Below are 14,088 nucleotides of genomic sequence, written 5' to 3'. Positions count from 1 at the left end.
ATCAATAGCTTATGGTGCGCTTATTTGGGCCGGGACCCATTCAGGGCCAATCAGGAGCCTTTCCGGTTCGCTCCAGTCCGGGCTCGAGTTGATCCATCGCGCATGCGTCGACAGCAGCATCAGCGCGTTATGGCCGAGCTGCCGGGAGATAAATGCGGGGGGTTCATGCCAGACATGGCGCGCATTGTCGCATAGGTATGGCGACAGTTGTATGGCCGGGGAGATATGCGTCGATACATTCTCAAGGGCACACGCATTTTGCGTGCCTGGCGCGAAGTAACGTTGGGCACTGCCTGAGGGCATCCCCTGCTGGTATTTCCGCGCACAGATCAAGCTTGGCACTTTGCAGCCGATACAGTCGAACGGAGGAAAAAACAGGCTACGGCAGGCTGCTACTGAATCATCTTCGGCTATTAGAAAACGTCACCTTCATAGAACGTTCGCCCGAGGTCGTTTTAACCACAAGTGTGCAAGTCATGAGGTCTGCAATGCTTAGAAACGCCCCTTTGAGTACCAAACTGCTACTTATTCTGATGTTCCCTCTGCTGGGCTTTCTGGCCTTTGCGGGGATTTTCGTGGCTGACAAAAGCGATACGCTCGGTTCCATGAACCGGGCTGTTACCGCTACCAATGCTGCACAGAAACTGAGCGATGTCGTTACTACTATCCAGCGTGAACGCGGCGCCAGCGGCGTGTTTCTGGGAAGTGGTGGCAAGTCCATGCAGAACGAGCTGAAGACCTTTCGCCAGGAAACCGACAAGGCGGTGGGCGTGATGCGAGCGCAAACGACCGAGGGTATTCCTGCGCCGGACAAGGTGCTTCGTGCGCTGGATGATCTGATCGCGCTGCGCCTCAAGGTCGATTCGCAAGCGATCAACAATACCGAATCCGGTGCCCGCTTTACCGACCTGATCAAAGTCCTGATCGGCTTTAATTATTCTCTGGAATCCAGTATCGATGATCCACAGATCCTGCGTGGGTTGAGCTCGCTCAACCAGTTCGTAGACATGAAGGAACGTGCTGGCCGCGAGCGTGTATTGCTCGGTCTGGCGTTCAGCCAGAACCGCTTTGACGCAGCACTGTTGTCACGCTTCAGCCGCAATCTCGGTGAGTTCTCCGGCTATTTCGAAGCTTACCAGCGTTGGTCGCCTGTCGAATTCAAGAACAAACTGGATGCCGTTCTGCAACAGCCCGGCTCACTGGAAGTGGCGCGCCTGCAGCGTCTGGGTTTCGATACGCCGCTGGGTGACCCGCTCAACATCAAACCTGAAGACTGGTTCAACCTGGCCACCATTCGCATCGACCTGATGGCCAAGGTGGAGGCGGAGCTGGGGCAGATGGTGGTGGGTCTTGCCAGTGATGAGCGTACCGACGCCGAACGCAGTCTGTACGTGGCAATCGCGATCGTGGTCCTGATGTTGATTGCCGTGCTGTGGCTGGCATCGGTCATCATTCGCAATATCAAGATCGCCGTTGTTGATGTGAATCGCACCCTGATCTCGCTTTCGACCCGTGACCTGACAGCCAGGACTCTTTATACGGGCAAGGACGAGTTTGGAGAGATCGCCCGCAATCTCGACAACATGGCCCTGCAGATCAGCGAAGTCATCCGCGAGATCGGCAGCGCCACCGCACAGGTCGCCACCGCGGCCGAGCAATCATCTGCCGTAGCCCTGCAGACCAGCAACAACGTGGCACAGCAACGTCAGGGCACTGACCAGGTCGCCACTGCCATCAGCGAGATGAGCGCTACGGTCAAGGACGTCGCACGCAGCACCACCGATGCCGCCGAGATGTCACAGCGCGTCAATGCCAGCACTCTGCAGGGCAAGACTGAAATCGAAAACACCATCAGCCTGATTCAGGGGCTGGAGGTTCAGGCTGAACAGACCTCGCGGATCATTGGCGAGCTCAAGGGTGAAAGCGATTCGATCTCTTCGGTTCTGGATGTGATTCGTGGCGTTGCCGAGCAGACCAACCTGCTGGCCCTTAACGCTGCCATCGAGGCTGCCCGCGCAGGCGAGCAAGGTCGTGGTTTCGCCGTGGTCGCCGACGAAGTGAGGAATCTGGCCAAGAAAACCCAGGATTCCACCGTCAGCATCCAGAACATGATTGCCAACCTGCAGTCCGGCTCTGATCGGGCCGCCAGTTCCATGCAGGAAACACTGGGCAAAGCAAAGGAGGGCGCGAGCAACGTGGTGCGTGCCGGTGAGTTGCTGGAAGAAATCGCCGAAGGCATTGCGTCGATCAGTGATCGCAATATTCAGGTGGCTTCGGCCGCCGAAGAACAAAGCCTGGTCGCCGAGGAGATCCACCGTAACGTCAACGACATCAATACGCTGGTGGTTCAGGTCAGCGCAGGTGCCGAGCAGACAGCCGTCACCAGCCGGGAGCTGGCTCGACTGGCCGAACAGCAGCAGGGGCTGGTCGGACGTTTCAAGGTGAGCTGATCCAAAGGATCTGTTCTGATATCAAAGGCCTGCAAGCGTCAGCTTGCAGGCCTTTTTTTTGGTCGTTGGCGCAGGTCATTCCGATGCCGCAACATCATCCGTTATAGCCCGAAAGCCCCAGCATGTGTCGAACACCCTCCAGGCTAAGCCTGGGAATGATGTCGTCCGGTACTCTGGATGTCGCCGACAGGTTGTAGACCTGAAAGTCGTCACCCATCACCGAGTTCGCCATCAATTTAAGGGAAGGCAGGATCCGCGATTCATAGTGTTGGTCAAGTCCGCACGGAGACAGCCTGGCGCCAGGTGTTTCGTAGTAGCGTCCTGCCGATTGATTCATGTCGAAACCCACCAGAAATACCTTGCTGAAGCCAAGGTGATGGGCAAGTTGCAGGGCCAGGTACATGACGGTGCGGGCGTCGAAAAAGCCCAGACTCATGTCCTTGCTGAAACCGATGTCCCTGCTGCGTCGGCTGAACAGTGAAAGCTTTCTGACCAGATCGGATCGCTGTTCGAAAAGACTCGCGGCACCCAGCCGGTCGGCCTTCTTCAGCGCATAGACATTTCCCCTAGGCGAGCTTCGGAGCTTCCCGATCTGGCTGTCCCACAGGGCGATGTTGTCGCTGCTGCGCATGGCCTGGGCAAACAGTTCCGGCTGTTGCCTGGAAAAATCCCGGTCCGAGCAGACGTAGAAGTGGGGGTTGATTCCAGCCCTGGTAAACATGGAAATCGCCCCATTCATCGTAATCATGGGGATGCAGGAAAACTCCCTTATCGGGAAGTCTGCTGCCGAGGCGCCTGAACCCACCAGAAAGACCGGCCCTGCCGAGTTGCCCTTGCAGTTGCCAAAGTCTTGCTGATCACAGATATCATCGGAAACCTCGATGGCAACAGGCACAGGATAATCCGTTACTTTCGAAAAGTGTCTAATCATCGTGATGGCTTATTGATGTTATATGGTGCGGGTTAGTTACATACGCTGGTGTTGGATGATATCACCATGCATCTAAAAATAGTTCGCCAAGTTAAATTGCTGTCTCAGTCATGTATCCGGATTGTATCTGTTAGTTGTCCGAAGATGCAGATGGATATCGAATATGAGTACGGTTGATTGGCTCACCATCGTGATGGGGTGTCCAGGTGTAATGCGATGAAATACATGGATTTAAGTCAGAGTGATGTCGTTATGATATTGCTCTGTGATATCATTTTGACTTGATCATTATCCAGCAACGGAGTTGCAAAAATGCGTCCAGCGTCACCTCTCAAAATCTCTCTTATTGCCATCATGGCCTTTGCCGTTACCGGTTGTGCGAGCATTGTCAGCGATTCGAAATACCCGGTAGCGGTGACATCCAGTCCGTCCGGCGCCGCTTACGAGATCGTCAATGAGGGTGGCGTTTCCGTTCGCTCGGGTGTGACGCCTGACGAGGTGACGCTGAGGGCTGGAGCGGGTTATTTCGACGGCGAGAAATACACGGTCACCTATCGCAAGGACGGCTATACCAGCAGCACTCAAACACTCGAGTCGGGCATTGACGGTTGGTACTGGGGCAACATTGTTATTGGCGGGCTGATCGGCATGTTGATCGTCGATCCCGCAACCGGCGCCATGTACACGCTACCGGAGAAGATCAATTCGACACTGACGGCGGCGCCGGTTTCGGCAATCTCTGCTGTTGGGCAGTCTTCGGTGCAGGTTCAATAGCTGCGGGCCGATACGCTCTTTTATCGGGCTTCAGGAATTCAAACGCCGCGCCTTCCCAGGAAGAGCGCGGCGTTTTTACGTGCGTCAGGGGAACTAGATGATGGCATTGCGAGACTATAGGTTCGCTTGTGTTCGACAGGCTGTCTGATCGAGCGCGCATTCTTATGATCTCGGAGATCCATGACATGAAGTCCTTTTTTCGTCCCGCTCTGCTGCTGGCTGTTGCGCTGCCCCTGGTACTGGCTGGTTGTGGTGACAAGGAGCCGGAGCAGCGCGCCGCGTTCACGCAGTTCCTGCAGACCCGCATTGTCGACAAGCCTGGCGTTCGGGTTCCCACGCTGACCGAGGATGAAAAGAAATCCTTTGGCGATTACAGCTCCCACTATGCGGTCATCTCGGATTTCAACGCAGGGATGGACGCTTCGGTCAAGCCATTGAATGAGCTTGTGCAAAAAGGCGCTATTCGTTCGTTGAATGACGTGATCGAGCGCCGCGCCGACCTGAAGGCTGTGCAGACAGGCCTCAACGATATGGGCGAGCAGCTGACCAAAGAGCAGGCCAAGGCTGATGCCGCTCATGAGAAGCTGAAGCAGCCGGACGATCTGAAAGTGGTCTACAACAAGGCCTATGACAAGACTGTCAGCGTGCCGGCCAACACCTTTCGCGAAATCCTGCCGCAGATCAATGGCACATTCGATAGCACGCTGAAGATTGCCGACTATGTCGATGCGCACAAATCGCAGATCGATCTGTCCGGTTCGGTTGCGAAAGTGAATGACCCGGTGGTACAGACCGAACTCAACAAGTTGCTGCAGGACCTCAACGCACAGGCGAAAAACGTCCAACAGGCGCAAGCCCGCTTGCAGGCTGTCATGTTGGGTCGCTGATCCGGACTCTTGCCTGAAGGCTGATAGCCTTCAGGCCCATGATGAAACCGGTCGATCGCACAGTCGACCGGTTGCGATTTGCCCGTCACCGCCTAGTCTGTCTGGCAGACAGTCTGACGCCCTGTCAGACCTTGCAGTGAGGAGGTATCCCATGTCGACAATACCACCACTTTTCAACGACGAAGTTCCTGCCTGGGATCGTTATGCGGCGGCTGCGCTCAGCACGACGATCACGTGCACCGAGACGGCTGAGGAGGCGGTAGTCGCTGCTGCCGACCTTGCAGACAAACTCGTCAAGGAACGCGAGAAACGGATCATGGCTGCCAAAGAACAGCTTTTCCAGCATTGAGCTTCACTTCGAGCCTGGTCCTGGACCGGGCTCGCTGGCCGATAAAGTGGCCCTCCTGATGTATGATCGGCGTGTCGTCGTTCACCTTTTCCGGCCAGTCGCTCAATGATTAATACCACCCCATTTGATTTGGTCCTACGCGAAGCCGTGGTCGAGGATTCGTTGTGTGTAGCGGTATTAGGGCTGCAGGTATTTCTGGATACCTATGCCACCGAGGGCATTCGTGATTCGATTGCTCGTGAGGCTCTGGAGGCCTTTTCCCAAGCGTCCATTGCCGGGATCATTGCTCAGCCCGGTACATTCGTTATCGTTGCCGAATCTCATGGGCATCTGGTGGGGTTTGCCCAGGTTGCGCTGCTGACCGCGCACGAGATGATCGACTCTGCGAAGGCGGCCGAACTGCAGCGTTTGTATGTACAGGAACGGTTTACCGGTCTGGGAGTAGGGAAGCGCCTGCTCAGGGCTGCCGAACAGCAGGCCGCACTCGGCGGCGCGCTTCTGCTTTGGGCGACGGTCTGGGTGGGCAACGATCGCGCGCTGGGTTTTTATCCGCGAATGGGCTACAGGCTCGAGGGCGCGCCGATGTATGTGTTACAAGGCGAAGAACACGAGAATCGGCTATACGCCAAACGGCTGAATGGTTTTGAACCGAAGGACATGGATCCGCAATAAGGACATTGAATGTTACGCATATTGGGCAAGGCGTCTTCCATCAACGTGCGGAAGGTGTTGTGGGCATGCGAGGAACTGGCAATACCGTTCACCCAGGAAGACTGGGGCAGCGATTTCAGATCGACCAACAGTGCAGCGTTTTTGAAGCTTAATCCCAATGCCATGGTGCCCGTCATCATTGACGGTGATTTCGTGCTGTGGGAATCCAACACCATCATCCGTTATCTGGCCGGTCAGTATGGCGGCGAGCACCTCTATCCCAGGGCGCCGAAGGCACGGGCACGGGTTGATCAGTGGATGGACTGGCAGAGCTCTGACCTCAACAAGTCATGGACTTATGCCTTCATGTCACTGGCACGCCGCTCGGCCAATTTTCAGGATGCAGACGCAGTTGCTGCGTCGCTTTCCATGTGGTCCAGGCACATGCAGGTGCTGAACAGCCAACTCGAAAAGACCGGTGCTTATGTGGCTGGCGAGCAGTTTTCGCTGGCTGATATTGCTGTCGGGCTTTCAGTCAATCGCTGGTTCGAAACGCCTTTCGAGCATCCCGATCTGCCTGCAGTCAATGTGTATTACGAGCGGCTTAGTCATCGGCCGGGCTATCTGTTGTACGGACGAAACGGTATCTCGTGACGTCTGATGGCGTCAGTGTTTATCCTTCACGCCCACCTGATAATCATCAAAGGAAGCGCGGCAGTGACCCTCATTAAAATAACCGCTGGCGGCTATTCGTTTTTGGCCGAAACCAATCCGGACGCGCCGAAGACTGTCGCTGCGTTTTTGAAGCTGCTGCCTTATAAGCAGAAGTTCATTCATGTGCGCTGGAGCGGCGAAGGTTGCTGGGTGCCGCTGGACGATTACGAATTGAAGCTCGATGACACATTGGTCGGCTTTGAAAACGCCACCAGTCATCCTTCGGCGGGCGATATCCTGTTTTATCCGGGCGGCTACAGCGAGACCGAAATCATCCTGGCGTATGGGTCGTGCTGCTTTGCCAGCAAGATGGGGCAGTTGGCGGGTAACCATTTCCTGACGATCACCGAGGGCAAGGAAAATCTGCGCAAGCTGGGCGTGAAAACGCTGTGGGAAGGTGCGCAGGACGTGGTGTTCGAGCAGGCGTGAGCATTGGTTCTGACAAAATGCTGGCGAGATGCCGATTCGCCAGTATTTTTTGGAACCGCTGATCTTCGCGAAGGGTCTAGTCAACAATGCTTCCACAACCCGGAAGTCGAACTGGAGATCAGTCCTTGAATATTTTCGAAGCACTACGCGAAAGCCATGATCGTCAACGCGGCTATGCCGATGCACTGATCCAGACCAGCGGCGATTCAGAAGCAAGGGCCCAGGCCTACAAGCAACTCAAGGAAGAACTTCAGGCGCATGAAACCGCTGAGGAACGTTTCTTCTATATTCCGTTGATGGAACACGACAACGGCATTGATCTGAGCCGTCACGCCATTTCCGAGCACCACGAAATGGACGAGATGATGGAAGAGCTGGACGAGACCGAAATGTCGAGCCCGGCCTGGCTGGCGACTGCAAAAAAGCTCTCCGAGAAAGTGCACCACCATTTGAAGGAAGAAGAGCAGAAGTTCTTCCAGATGGCTGGCAAGCTGCTCGACGAGAAGCAGAAGCAGTCCCTGGCGGGTAAGTACGTGAAAGAGTACGAAGAGCAAATCGCCGAAGGTTGACGTATGACCGCGGTGCTAGAATCGGTTTTTTATCAGCGAAGGCACGACATGAAGTTAGCGATTCTGGTGATTGCGGCAGGGGTGTTGGTCGGATGCGCGGCGCCGTCGAACTCGGCACGTTCAGGCGGACCGTTCAAGATTCTCTCCAGCACCAAACCGGCGGCTGCCGTCGCCCAGTGCATTCAGGTGACCTGGCAGAACGAAGCCATGTTCGGCAGCTCTGCTGACGTGTTCATGGATAAGCTGTCTGGAGGGGGCTTCACTGTGTTCACCACGGAGACCCGTTACTTTGCGGATGTGCGTCCCCAGGGCGCAGCGTCTTCTGTCGATTTCTATGCCGCCCCGAGCGACACCCAGACAGGCCTGCGCTCCGCCGCCATCGCCACCTGCCTTTAAGCATCGCCCTTCAGGCCTGCCACTCTGGCGGGCCTTTGCTTGCAAAAAGCAGCGCCAATCCCGTCTTCAACTCTGCATGACCCACTGAAAAAACATCCCAGTGTGGGTGTCTTCTGCAAACCACCGCTTTTCAGACGTCGCTCAGCGCGAATGGCCGCTGTGCGCCCGTTTGCGGCGCGCACGCACAGGTATGTGGCCTTATGACTCAAATGTTGCTGCCGGTAGCGTCATCTCGTCGAAAGCGTTGAGTTGTCCCTATCGCACGGAATCTCCCAGCCCTTTGATTACCCTCATTTTTTTCGCATCCTGCTTTTGCCGGACATTCTGTGGCACACTTTCTGCTCTCTATTCCGTTGTTACATACCTGTATCCGCTATAGCGGAATAAAGACAAATCTGGTGGAGTTCATGTGATGCGCTACGGACCTTCTTTTCTGAAAACCTGTGTATTTGCTTTTGCAGCGGCCGTCACCCTGGTCAATCCGGCAATGGCGGCAGAGGGCAGCAAACTGGACGCGGTATTGAAACGCGGCAATCTGGTGGTCGGCACGGGCAGCACCAATGCGCCGTGGCACTTTCAGGGGGCGGACGGCAAGTTGCAGGGGTTCGATATTGACATCGGCAGGATCATCGCCAAGGGCCTGTTCAACGATCCGAGCAAGGTCGAGTTCGTGGTTCAGTCGTCGGACGCGCGCATTCCCAATCTGCTGACGGACAAGGTGGACATCAGCTGCCAGTTCATCACCGTCACCGCCAGCCGTGCCCAACAGGTTGCGTTCACCTTGCCGTACTACCGGGAAGGCGTCGCGCTGCTGTTGCCTGCCAACAGCAAATACAAGGAAATCGATGACCTGAAAGCCGCAGGCGACGGCGTAACGGTTGCCGTGCTGCAGAACGTCTACGCCGAAGAACTGGTCCATCAGGCGCTGCCCAAGGCCAAGGTCGATCAGTACGACAGCGTTGACCTTATGTACCAGGCCATCAACTCCGGCCGTGCCGACACCGCAGCGACCGACCAGTCCTCGGTCAAGTACCTGATGGTGCAGAACCCTGGCCGCTATCGTTCGCCAGCCTTCGCCTGGAGCCCGCAAACCTATGCCTGCGCTGTCAAGCGTGGCGATCAGGACTGGCTGAACTTCGTCAACACGGCCTTGCATGAAGCCATGACCGGTGTCGAATTCCCGGCCTATGCCGCCTCGTTCAAGCAATGGTTCGGCGTAGACCTGCCAGTGCCTGCGATTGGCTTCCCGATGGAATACAAATAAGTCGGATCGAACCTCTTGAAGGGCAGGGTGAGCTGAAATGCCAACCCTGCCGGGTACAGGCAACCATGAACTATCAGTTGAATTTTGATGCCGTCTGGCGCGATTTTCCGAGTCTGCTGGCGGGGCTGGGCCTCGGGCTGGAACTGGCCCTGATCTCGATTGCCATCGGCTGTGTGATCGGTCTGATGAACGCGTTCGCGCTGCTGTCGCGTTACCGCGCGTTGCGTATCGTGGCGTCGATCTACGTGACGGTGGTGCGCAACACACCCATTCTGGTGCTCATTCTGTTGATCTACTTCGCGCTGCCGGGCCTGGGCATTCGTCTGGACAAGCTGCCGTCGTTCGTCATCACCCTGTCGTTGTACGCAGGCGCTTATCTGACCGAAGTGTTTCGCGCCGGTCTGCTGAGCATTCACAAGGGGCAGCGTGAAGCGGGGCTGGCTATCGGTCTTGGCGAGTGGCAGGTCAGGGCATACATCGTTGTACCGGTGATGCTGCGTAACGTGCTGCCAGCGCTGTCCAACAATTTCATTTCGCTGTTCAAGGACACCTCGCTTGCCGCTGCCATCGCAGTGCCGGAACTGACCTACTACGCACGCAAGATCAATGTCGAAAGCTACCGGGTGATCGAAACCTGGCTGGTGACCACTGCGCTCTATGTGGTGGCCTGCTACGCGATCGCCATGCTGCTGCGCGCCCTCGAACAACGTTTGGCGATTCGCCGTTAGGAGCCTGTCATGTACCAACCCCCTGGCTGGCTGCAGGAAGTGTGGAATGCCCGTGAAGTGCTGTGGTCGGGTTTTCTGACCAGTATTCAGTGTTCGGCGCTGGCCATTCTGTTCGGTACCCTGATCGGCATGTTCGCCGGTCTGGTGCTGACCTACGGTGGATTTTTTGCGCGCCTGCCGATTCGGCTGTACGTCGATCTCATTCGCGGCACGCCGGTGTTCGTGCTGGTGCTCGCGGTGTTCTACATGGTGCCCGCGCTGGGCTGGCAGATCAGTGCCTTTCAGGCCGGTGCGCTGGGGCTGACGCTGTTTTGCGGCTCGCACGTGTCGGAAATCGTGCGCGGTGCGCTGCAGGCGATTCCGCGCGGACAACTGGAGGCAGGCAAGGCAATCGGGCTCAGGTTCAGCCAGTCGCTGCGATACGTGCTGTTGCCGCAGGCCATGCGCCAGATCCTGCCGACCTGGGTCAACTCCTCGACCGAGATCGTCAAGGCTTCGACCCTGCTGTCGGTGATCGGCGTGGCCGAACTGCTGCTCAGCACCCAACAGGTGATCGCCCGGACCTTCATGACGCTGGAATTCTACCTGTTCGCCGGTTTTATGTTCTTCCTCATCAACTACGCCATTGAGCTGCTTGGGCGACACATCGAAAAACGGGTGGCCTTGCCATGACACAAACCCAGACCAAAACGCTTTCACCCGCGTTGCTCAGCATCGAGGGCCTGCACAAATCCTACGGCACTGTCGAAGTGCTAAAGGGCGTCGATCTGCGCATGCAGAAAGGCAATGTCGTGACCCTGATCGGCTCCAGTGGCTCGGGCAAGACCACGCTGCTGCGCTGCGTCAATCTGCTGGAAGAGTTCCAGGGCGGACACATCCGGCTGGAAGGCCAGGACATCGGTTACAGCGAAGTCAATGGCAAGCGCACCCGTCATCCCGAGCGCCTTATTGCTCAACACAGAGCCATGACGGGTATGGCGTTCCAGCAGTTCAACCTGTTTCCGCATCTGAGTGCGCTGCAAAACGTGACGCTCGGGCTGCTCAAGGTCAAAAAGATGCCCAAGGACCAGGCCGTGGCGCTGGCCGAGAAATGGCTGGATCGGGTTGGCCTGTTGTCCAGGCGCGATCACTTCCCCGGCCAGTTGTCTGGCGGTCAGCAGCAGCGCGTGGCAATTGCCCGAGCCATCGCCATGAATCCCAGTCTGATGCTGTTCGATGAAGTGACTTCGGCGCTGGACCCGGAACTGGTCGGCGAAGTGCTGAATGTCATCAAGGACCTGGCGGAAGAGGGCATGACCATGTTGCTGGTCACCCATGAGATGCGATTCGCTTACGAAGTGTCCGATCAGATTGTGTTCATGAATCAGGGCCGTATCGAGGAGCAGGGCCCGCCCAAGGCGCTGTTCGAGCAACCCAAGTCAGCGCGCCTGAGCGAATTTCTCAAAAACATCCGGTTTTAATTTTTCAAGAAGGAGAACCCCATGAGCATTACCCGTTATGGTGCTGGCAGCACTGCCGGGGGCGGCCAGCCCCGTCCATTCGCACGCGCCGTCGAAGCCGATGGCTGGCTGCACGTCTCCGGGCAGGTCCCGGCGGTGGACGGCGAGATCATCGTCGGCGGTATCGTCGAGCAGACTCATCAGACCATGCGCAACCTGATCGCCATCCTGGAAGAGGCCGGTTACGAGCTCAAGGATGTGATCCGCGTCGGCGTCTGGCTGGAAGATCCACGCGACTTCTGGAGCTTCAACAAGGTCTTCGGTGAGTACTTCACGCCGGAGCACGCACCCGCACGCGCTTGTGTACAGGCCAACATGATGGTGGACTGCAAAGTCGAGATCGATTGCATCGCCTATCGGCAGAAGTAGCGGCTCAGATTTGCCGCCAGCCCGCGCTGGCGGCTCAACACTATGGATAGCAGCAGATGACCGACGTGACTCAAGCGAGCGAAGACACCATCAAGCGCCGTGCCCGCGGGCTGGACCGGGCGTTCGACATCCTCGACTTCCTCAAGGAAAAAGCCACGCCCATGCGGCCCAATGAGATTGCCAGCGGCATCGGCAGCCCCAAGTCCACGATCTACGAGCTGGTGGCTTCACTGCTGGAGCGACGGATTCTGGAGCCGGTCGGCAAGGACGGACACGTTTACCTTGGTCGCCAGCTGTATTTTCTGGGCCAGGCGCACCTGCGGCATTTTGATTTCACTCGCGAAGCAGAGGTGTGCCTGGGTGAGATTGTCAGCCAGACCCGGGAAACCGCGCAGATGTGCCTGCTCAATGGCCGCAAATACACCGTGGCACTCATGAAAGAAGGCGAGCGGCATTTCCGGATATCTTCGGACATCGGTGAAAATGCGCCGATTCCCTGGACGGCTTCCGGGCGCCTGCTGCTCAGCCACCTCAGTGACCAGGAGATCATCGACCTGATCGACCCTGAGGACTTCATTCTGCCGGGCGGCGAACGGCTGCCGCTGGACACCTTTCTCAGCGAGATCCGCAAGGCGGGTGAGGAAGGTTTCTTTTCCTTCGACAGCGTGGCCGACACCTTCACGCATTGCTTCGCCGCGCCGGTCAGGAACGAGCAGGGCCAATGCATTGCCACCCTGTGCATTGTTGCGCCGCGTGCCGATGCCAGGACTCATTACAGCGACTATCGCCGGGTGCTGATCGACAGTGCCAACGGCCTGGCTCGCCGAATCAACGAATAACGTGTTTTCAGCAGGAGATTACTGATGAGCATTGCCGTCATCGATAAGGGTTTTGCCCAGCCGGGAGACAGTCTGGTCAGCGACGTCAGCCTGCCTGCGCTGGTCGTTCACCAGCAGGCGCTTGATCACAACATTCGCTGGATGCAGAACTTCGTCACCAACAGCGGCGCCGAACTGGCACCCCATGGCAAGACCAGCATGGTGCCCGCGCTGTTCCGGCGGCAGATCGAGGAGGGCGCCTGGGGCATGACACTGGCGACGGCCGTGCAGACCCAGGCCGCCTATGCCCATGGTGTGCGCCGTATCCTGATGGCCAATCAGTTGGTCGGCCAGCCCAACATGGCGCTGATTGCCGAGCTGCTGGCGGATTCGACCTTCGAATTCCACTGCATGGTCGACCACCCGGACAATGTCGCTGCACTGGGCGCATTCTTCGCCGAGCGTGGTCTGCGCTTGAACGTGATGATCGAATACGGTGTGCCGGGCGGACGTTGCGGTTGTCGCACCGAAGCCCAGGTGCTCGAGCTGGCAGACGCCGTCCTGGCACAGCCTTCGTTGGCGTTGACCGGTATCGAGGGTTACGAAGGCGTGATTCATGGTGATCACGCCATCAGTGGCATCAAGGCATTTGCGGCTTCGCTGGTGCGCCTGGCGGTCGAGTTGCAGGACAAGGGCGCGTTCGCGCTGGATCGGCCGATCGTCACCGCGTCAGGTTCGGCCTGGTATGACCTGATCGCCGAGGCGTTCGATGAGCAGGCGGTGCGCGAGCGGTTTCTCAGCGTGTTGCGCCCCGGCAGTTATGTGGTGCACGACCATGGCATCTACAAGGATGCGCAATGCTGCGTGCTGGACCGGCGTGCCGAACTGAGCGAAGCGCTGCGACCGGCGCTGGAAGTCTGGGCCCACGTGCAATCCATGCCGGAGCCAGGCTTTGCCGTCATCGCGATGGGCAAGCGTGATGTGGCTTATGACGCAGGCTTGCCGAACCCGTTGCGCCGTTACAAGGCGGGTGTACTGCCTGCCAGCGGCGATGACGTCAGCGGCTGCAAGGTCACGGCTGTGATGGATCAGCACGCGTTCATGACCGTGGCGCCCGATTGTGAGCTGAAGGTGGGCGACATCATCGCCTTCGGCACATCGCATCCATGTCTCACCTTCGACAAGTGGCGTTCAGGTTGCCTGGTGGATGATGACCTGCGGGTGATCGAGCCCTTCAGCACGTACTTCTGATTCCACGCG

The 14,088-nt window shown here is 57.4% G+C and carries 17 protein-coding genes and 2 pseudogenes; 17 read left to right on the top strand and 2 right to left on the bottom strand.

All coding sequences use genetic code 11. From position 1 onward, the window contains the following. Window positions 1-9: 9 nt before the first annotated feature. Window positions 10-215: pseudogene (locus AC0IXS_RS01395) on the bottom strand (hypothetical protein); the annotation flags it as partial. Between AC0IXS_RS01395 and AC0IXS_RS01390 the strand changes: the two are divergent. Then, window positions 198-1,328, top strand: a pseudogene (locus AC0IXS_RS01390) (nitrate- and nitrite sensing domain-containing protein); the annotation flags it as partial. The pseudogenes AC0IXS_RS01395 and AC0IXS_RS01390 sit on opposite strands and share 18 nt — an antisense overlap. Continuing rightward, a complete protein-coding gene (locus AC0IXS_RS01385) occupies window positions 1,308-2,450 on the top strand; it encodes a methyl-accepting chemotaxis protein (protein WP_411828634.1) in 1,143 nt (380 codons plus the stop codon). The pseudogene AC0IXS_RS01390 and the gene AC0IXS_RS01385, both read left to right, overlap by 21 nt. Window positions 2,451-2,544: 94 nt before the next feature. Here the strand turns inward: AC0IXS_RS01385 and AC0IXS_RS01380 are convergent, their stop codons facing one another. After that, the gene (locus tag AC0IXS_RS01380) at window positions 2,545-3,345 is read right to left on the bottom strand and encodes a lipopolysaccharide biosynthesis protein (protein WP_122669393.1); all 801 of its coding nucleotides are present in this window, start codon (window positions 3,343-3,345) and stop codon (window positions 2,545-2,547) included. Window positions 3,346-3,693: 348 nt separating this feature from the next. On the opposite strand from AC0IXS_RS01380, the gene AC0IXS_RS01375 reads away from it, so the two are divergent. From AC0IXS_RS01375 to AC0IXS_RS01305, 15 genes are all read left to right on the top strand, one after another. Beyond that, complete coding sequence (locus AC0IXS_RS01375) at window positions 3,694-4,155, top strand: hypothetical protein (protein ID WP_122690021.1); 462 nt, start codon at window positions 3,694-3,696, stop codon at window positions 4,153-4,155. 185 nt (window positions 4,156-4,340) lie between these two features. Then, the gene (locus tag AC0IXS_RS01370; RefSeq protein ID WP_122669409.1) at window positions 4,341-5,042 is read left to right on the top strand and encodes a DUF3053 domain-containing protein; all 702 of its coding nucleotides are present in this window, start codon (window positions 4,341-4,343) and stop codon (window positions 5,040-5,042) included. Between the two features lie 151 nt (window positions 5,043-5,193). Continuing rightward, the gene (locus tag AC0IXS_RS01365; RefSeq protein ID WP_471823522.1) at window positions 5,194-5,391 is read left to right on the top strand and encodes a hypothetical protein; all 198 of its coding nucleotides are present in this window, start codon (window positions 5,194-5,196) and stop codon (window positions 5,389-5,391) included. A 105-nt stretch (window positions 5,392-5,496) separates the two neighbouring features. Then, the gene (locus AC0IXS_RS01360; RefSeq protein WP_122669395.1) at window positions 5,497-6,063 is read left to right on the top strand and encodes a GNAT family N-acetyltransferase; all 567 of its coding nucleotides are present in this window, start codon (window positions 5,497-5,499) and stop codon (window positions 6,061-6,063) included. Between the two features lie 9 nt (window positions 6,064-6,072). Next, the gene (locus tag AC0IXS_RS01355) at window positions 6,073-6,696 is read left to right on the top strand and encodes a glutathione S-transferase family protein (RefSeq protein WP_122499993.1); all 624 of its coding nucleotides are present in this window, start codon (window positions 6,073-6,075) and stop codon (window positions 6,694-6,696) included. 63 nt (window positions 6,697-6,759) lie between these two features. Further along, entirely contained in the window at window positions 6,760-7,185 is a 426-nt protein-coding gene (locus AC0IXS_RS01350; protein ID WP_057410575.1) for a DUF3830 family protein, read from the top strand. 125 nt (window positions 7,186-7,310) lie between these two features. Beyond that, a complete protein-coding gene (locus AC0IXS_RS01345; protein ID WP_004884478.1) occupies window positions 7,311-7,754 on the top strand; it encodes a hemerythrin domain-containing protein in 444 nt (147 codons plus the stop codon). A 48-nt stretch (window positions 7,755-7,802) separates the two neighbouring features. Next, window positions 7,803-8,150, top strand: a complete 348-nt coding sequence (locus AC0IXS_RS01340) for a 2-oxoacid ferredoxin oxidoreductase (protein ID WP_122669396.1) — start codon at window positions 7,803-7,805, stop codon at window positions 8,148-8,150. A 412-nt stretch (window positions 8,151-8,562) separates the two neighbouring features. Next, window positions 8,563-9,414 carry a transporter substrate-binding domain-containing protein gene (locus AC0IXS_RS01335; protein WP_057410576.1) on the top strand — a complete coding sequence of 284 codons (852 nt, stop codon included), beginning with the start codon at window positions 8,563-8,565 and terminating at the stop codon, window positions 9,412-9,414. 65 nt (window positions 9,415-9,479) lie between these two features. Next, the gene (locus tag AC0IXS_RS01330) at window positions 9,480-10,142 is read left to right on the top strand and encodes an amino acid ABC transporter permease (RefSeq protein WP_025995805.1); all 663 of its coding nucleotides are present in this window, start codon (window positions 9,480-9,482) and stop codon (window positions 10,140-10,142) included. A 9-nt stretch (window positions 10,143-10,151) separates the two neighbouring features. Further along, the gene (locus AC0IXS_RS01325) at window positions 10,152-10,814 is read left to right on the top strand and encodes an amino acid ABC transporter permease (protein WP_057410577.1); all 663 of its coding nucleotides are present in this window, start codon (window positions 10,152-10,154) and stop codon (window positions 10,812-10,814) included. After that, window positions 10,811-11,602, top strand: a complete 792-nt coding sequence (locus AC0IXS_RS01320; RefSeq protein ID WP_057410578.1) for an amino acid ABC transporter ATP-binding protein — start codon at window positions 10,811-10,813, stop codon at window positions 11,600-11,602. The genes AC0IXS_RS01325 and AC0IXS_RS01320 overlap by 4 nt, the downstream gene beginning before the upstream one ends. 21 nt (window positions 11,603-11,623) lie before the next feature. Beyond that, entirely contained in the window at window positions 11,624-12,010 is a 387-nt protein-coding gene (locus tag AC0IXS_RS01315; RefSeq protein ID WP_004884486.1) for a RidA family protein, read from the top strand. A gap of 56 nt (window positions 12,011-12,066) precedes the next feature. Continuing rightward, window positions 12,067-12,849 (top strand): IclR family transcriptional regulator, encoded by a 783-nt coding sequence (locus AC0IXS_RS01310; protein ID WP_057410579.1) that lies wholly within the window; start codon window positions 12,067-12,069, stop codon window positions 12,847-12,849. 24 nt (window positions 12,850-12,873) lie between these two features. Continuing rightward, on the top strand, window positions 12,874-14,079 hold the full coding sequence (locus tag AC0IXS_RS01305; RefSeq protein ID WP_057410580.1) for an amino acid deaminase: 1,206 nt from the start codon (window positions 12,874-12,876) through the stop codon (window positions 14,077-14,079). The last annotated feature ends 9 nt before the right edge of the window (window positions 14,080-14,088 follow it).

It is taken from the genome of Pseudomonas sp. AC016 (genome assembly GCF_979253365.1).
Note: the sequence above shows the minus strand (reverse complement) of the source record. Positions and strands in the feature narration are given on the sequence as shown.

Excerpts from the sequence above, each read along its gene's own strand:
- AC0IXS_RS01385 (WP_411828634.1), top strand. The coding sequence starts at position 1,308 with ATGGCCAAGGTGGAGGCGGAGCTGGGGCAGATGGTGGTGGGTCTTGCC.
- AC0IXS_RS01375 (WP_122690021.1), top strand. The coding sequence starts at position 3,694 with ATGCGTCCAGCGTCACCTCTCAAAATCTCTCTTATTGCCATCATGGCC.
- AC0IXS_RS01370 (WP_122669409.1), top strand. The coding sequence starts at position 4,341 with ATGAAGTCCTTTTTTCGTCCCGCTCTGCTGCTGGCTGTTGCGCTGCCC.
- AC0IXS_RS01365 (WP_471823522.1), top strand. The coding sequence starts at position 5,194 with ATGTCGACAATACCACCACTTTTCAACGACGAAGTTCCTGCCTGGGAT.
- AC0IXS_RS01360 (WP_122669395.1), top strand. The coding sequence starts at position 5,497 with ATGATTAATACCACCCCATTTGATTTGGTCCTACGCGAAGCCGTGGTC.
- AC0IXS_RS01355 (WP_122499993.1), top strand. The coding sequence starts at position 6,073 with ATGTTACGCATATTGGGCAAGGCGTCTTCCATCAACGTGCGGAAGGTG.
- AC0IXS_RS01340 (WP_122669396.1), top strand. The coding sequence starts at position 7,803 with ATGAAGTTAGCGATTCTGGTGATTGCGGCAGGGGTGTTGGTCGGATGC.
- AC0IXS_RS01335 (WP_057410576.1), top strand. The coding sequence starts at position 8,563 with ATGCGCTACGGACCTTCTTTTCTGAAAACCTGTGTATTTGCTTTTGCA.
- AC0IXS_RS01330 (WP_025995805.1), top strand. The coding sequence starts at position 9,480 with ATGAACTATCAGTTGAATTTTGATGCCGTCTGGCGCGATTTTCCGAGT.
- AC0IXS_RS01325 (WP_057410577.1), top strand. The coding sequence starts at position 10,152 with ATGTACCAACCCCCTGGCTGGCTGCAGGAAGTGTGGAATGCCCGTGAA.
- AC0IXS_RS01320 (WP_057410578.1), top strand. The coding sequence starts at position 10,811 with ATGACACAAACCCAGACCAAAACGCTTTCACCCGCGTTGCTCAGCATC.
- AC0IXS_RS01315 (WP_004884486.1), top strand. The coding sequence starts at position 11,624 with ATGAGCATTACCCGTTATGGTGCTGGCAGCACTGCCGGGGGCGGCCAG.
- AC0IXS_RS01310 (WP_057410579.1), top strand. The coding sequence starts at position 12,067 with ATGACCGACGTGACTCAAGCGAGCGAAGACACCATCAAGCGCCGTGCC.
- AC0IXS_RS01305 (WP_057410580.1), top strand. The coding sequence starts at position 12,874 with ATGAGCATTGCCGTCATCGATAAGGGTTTTGCCCAGCCGGGAGACAGT.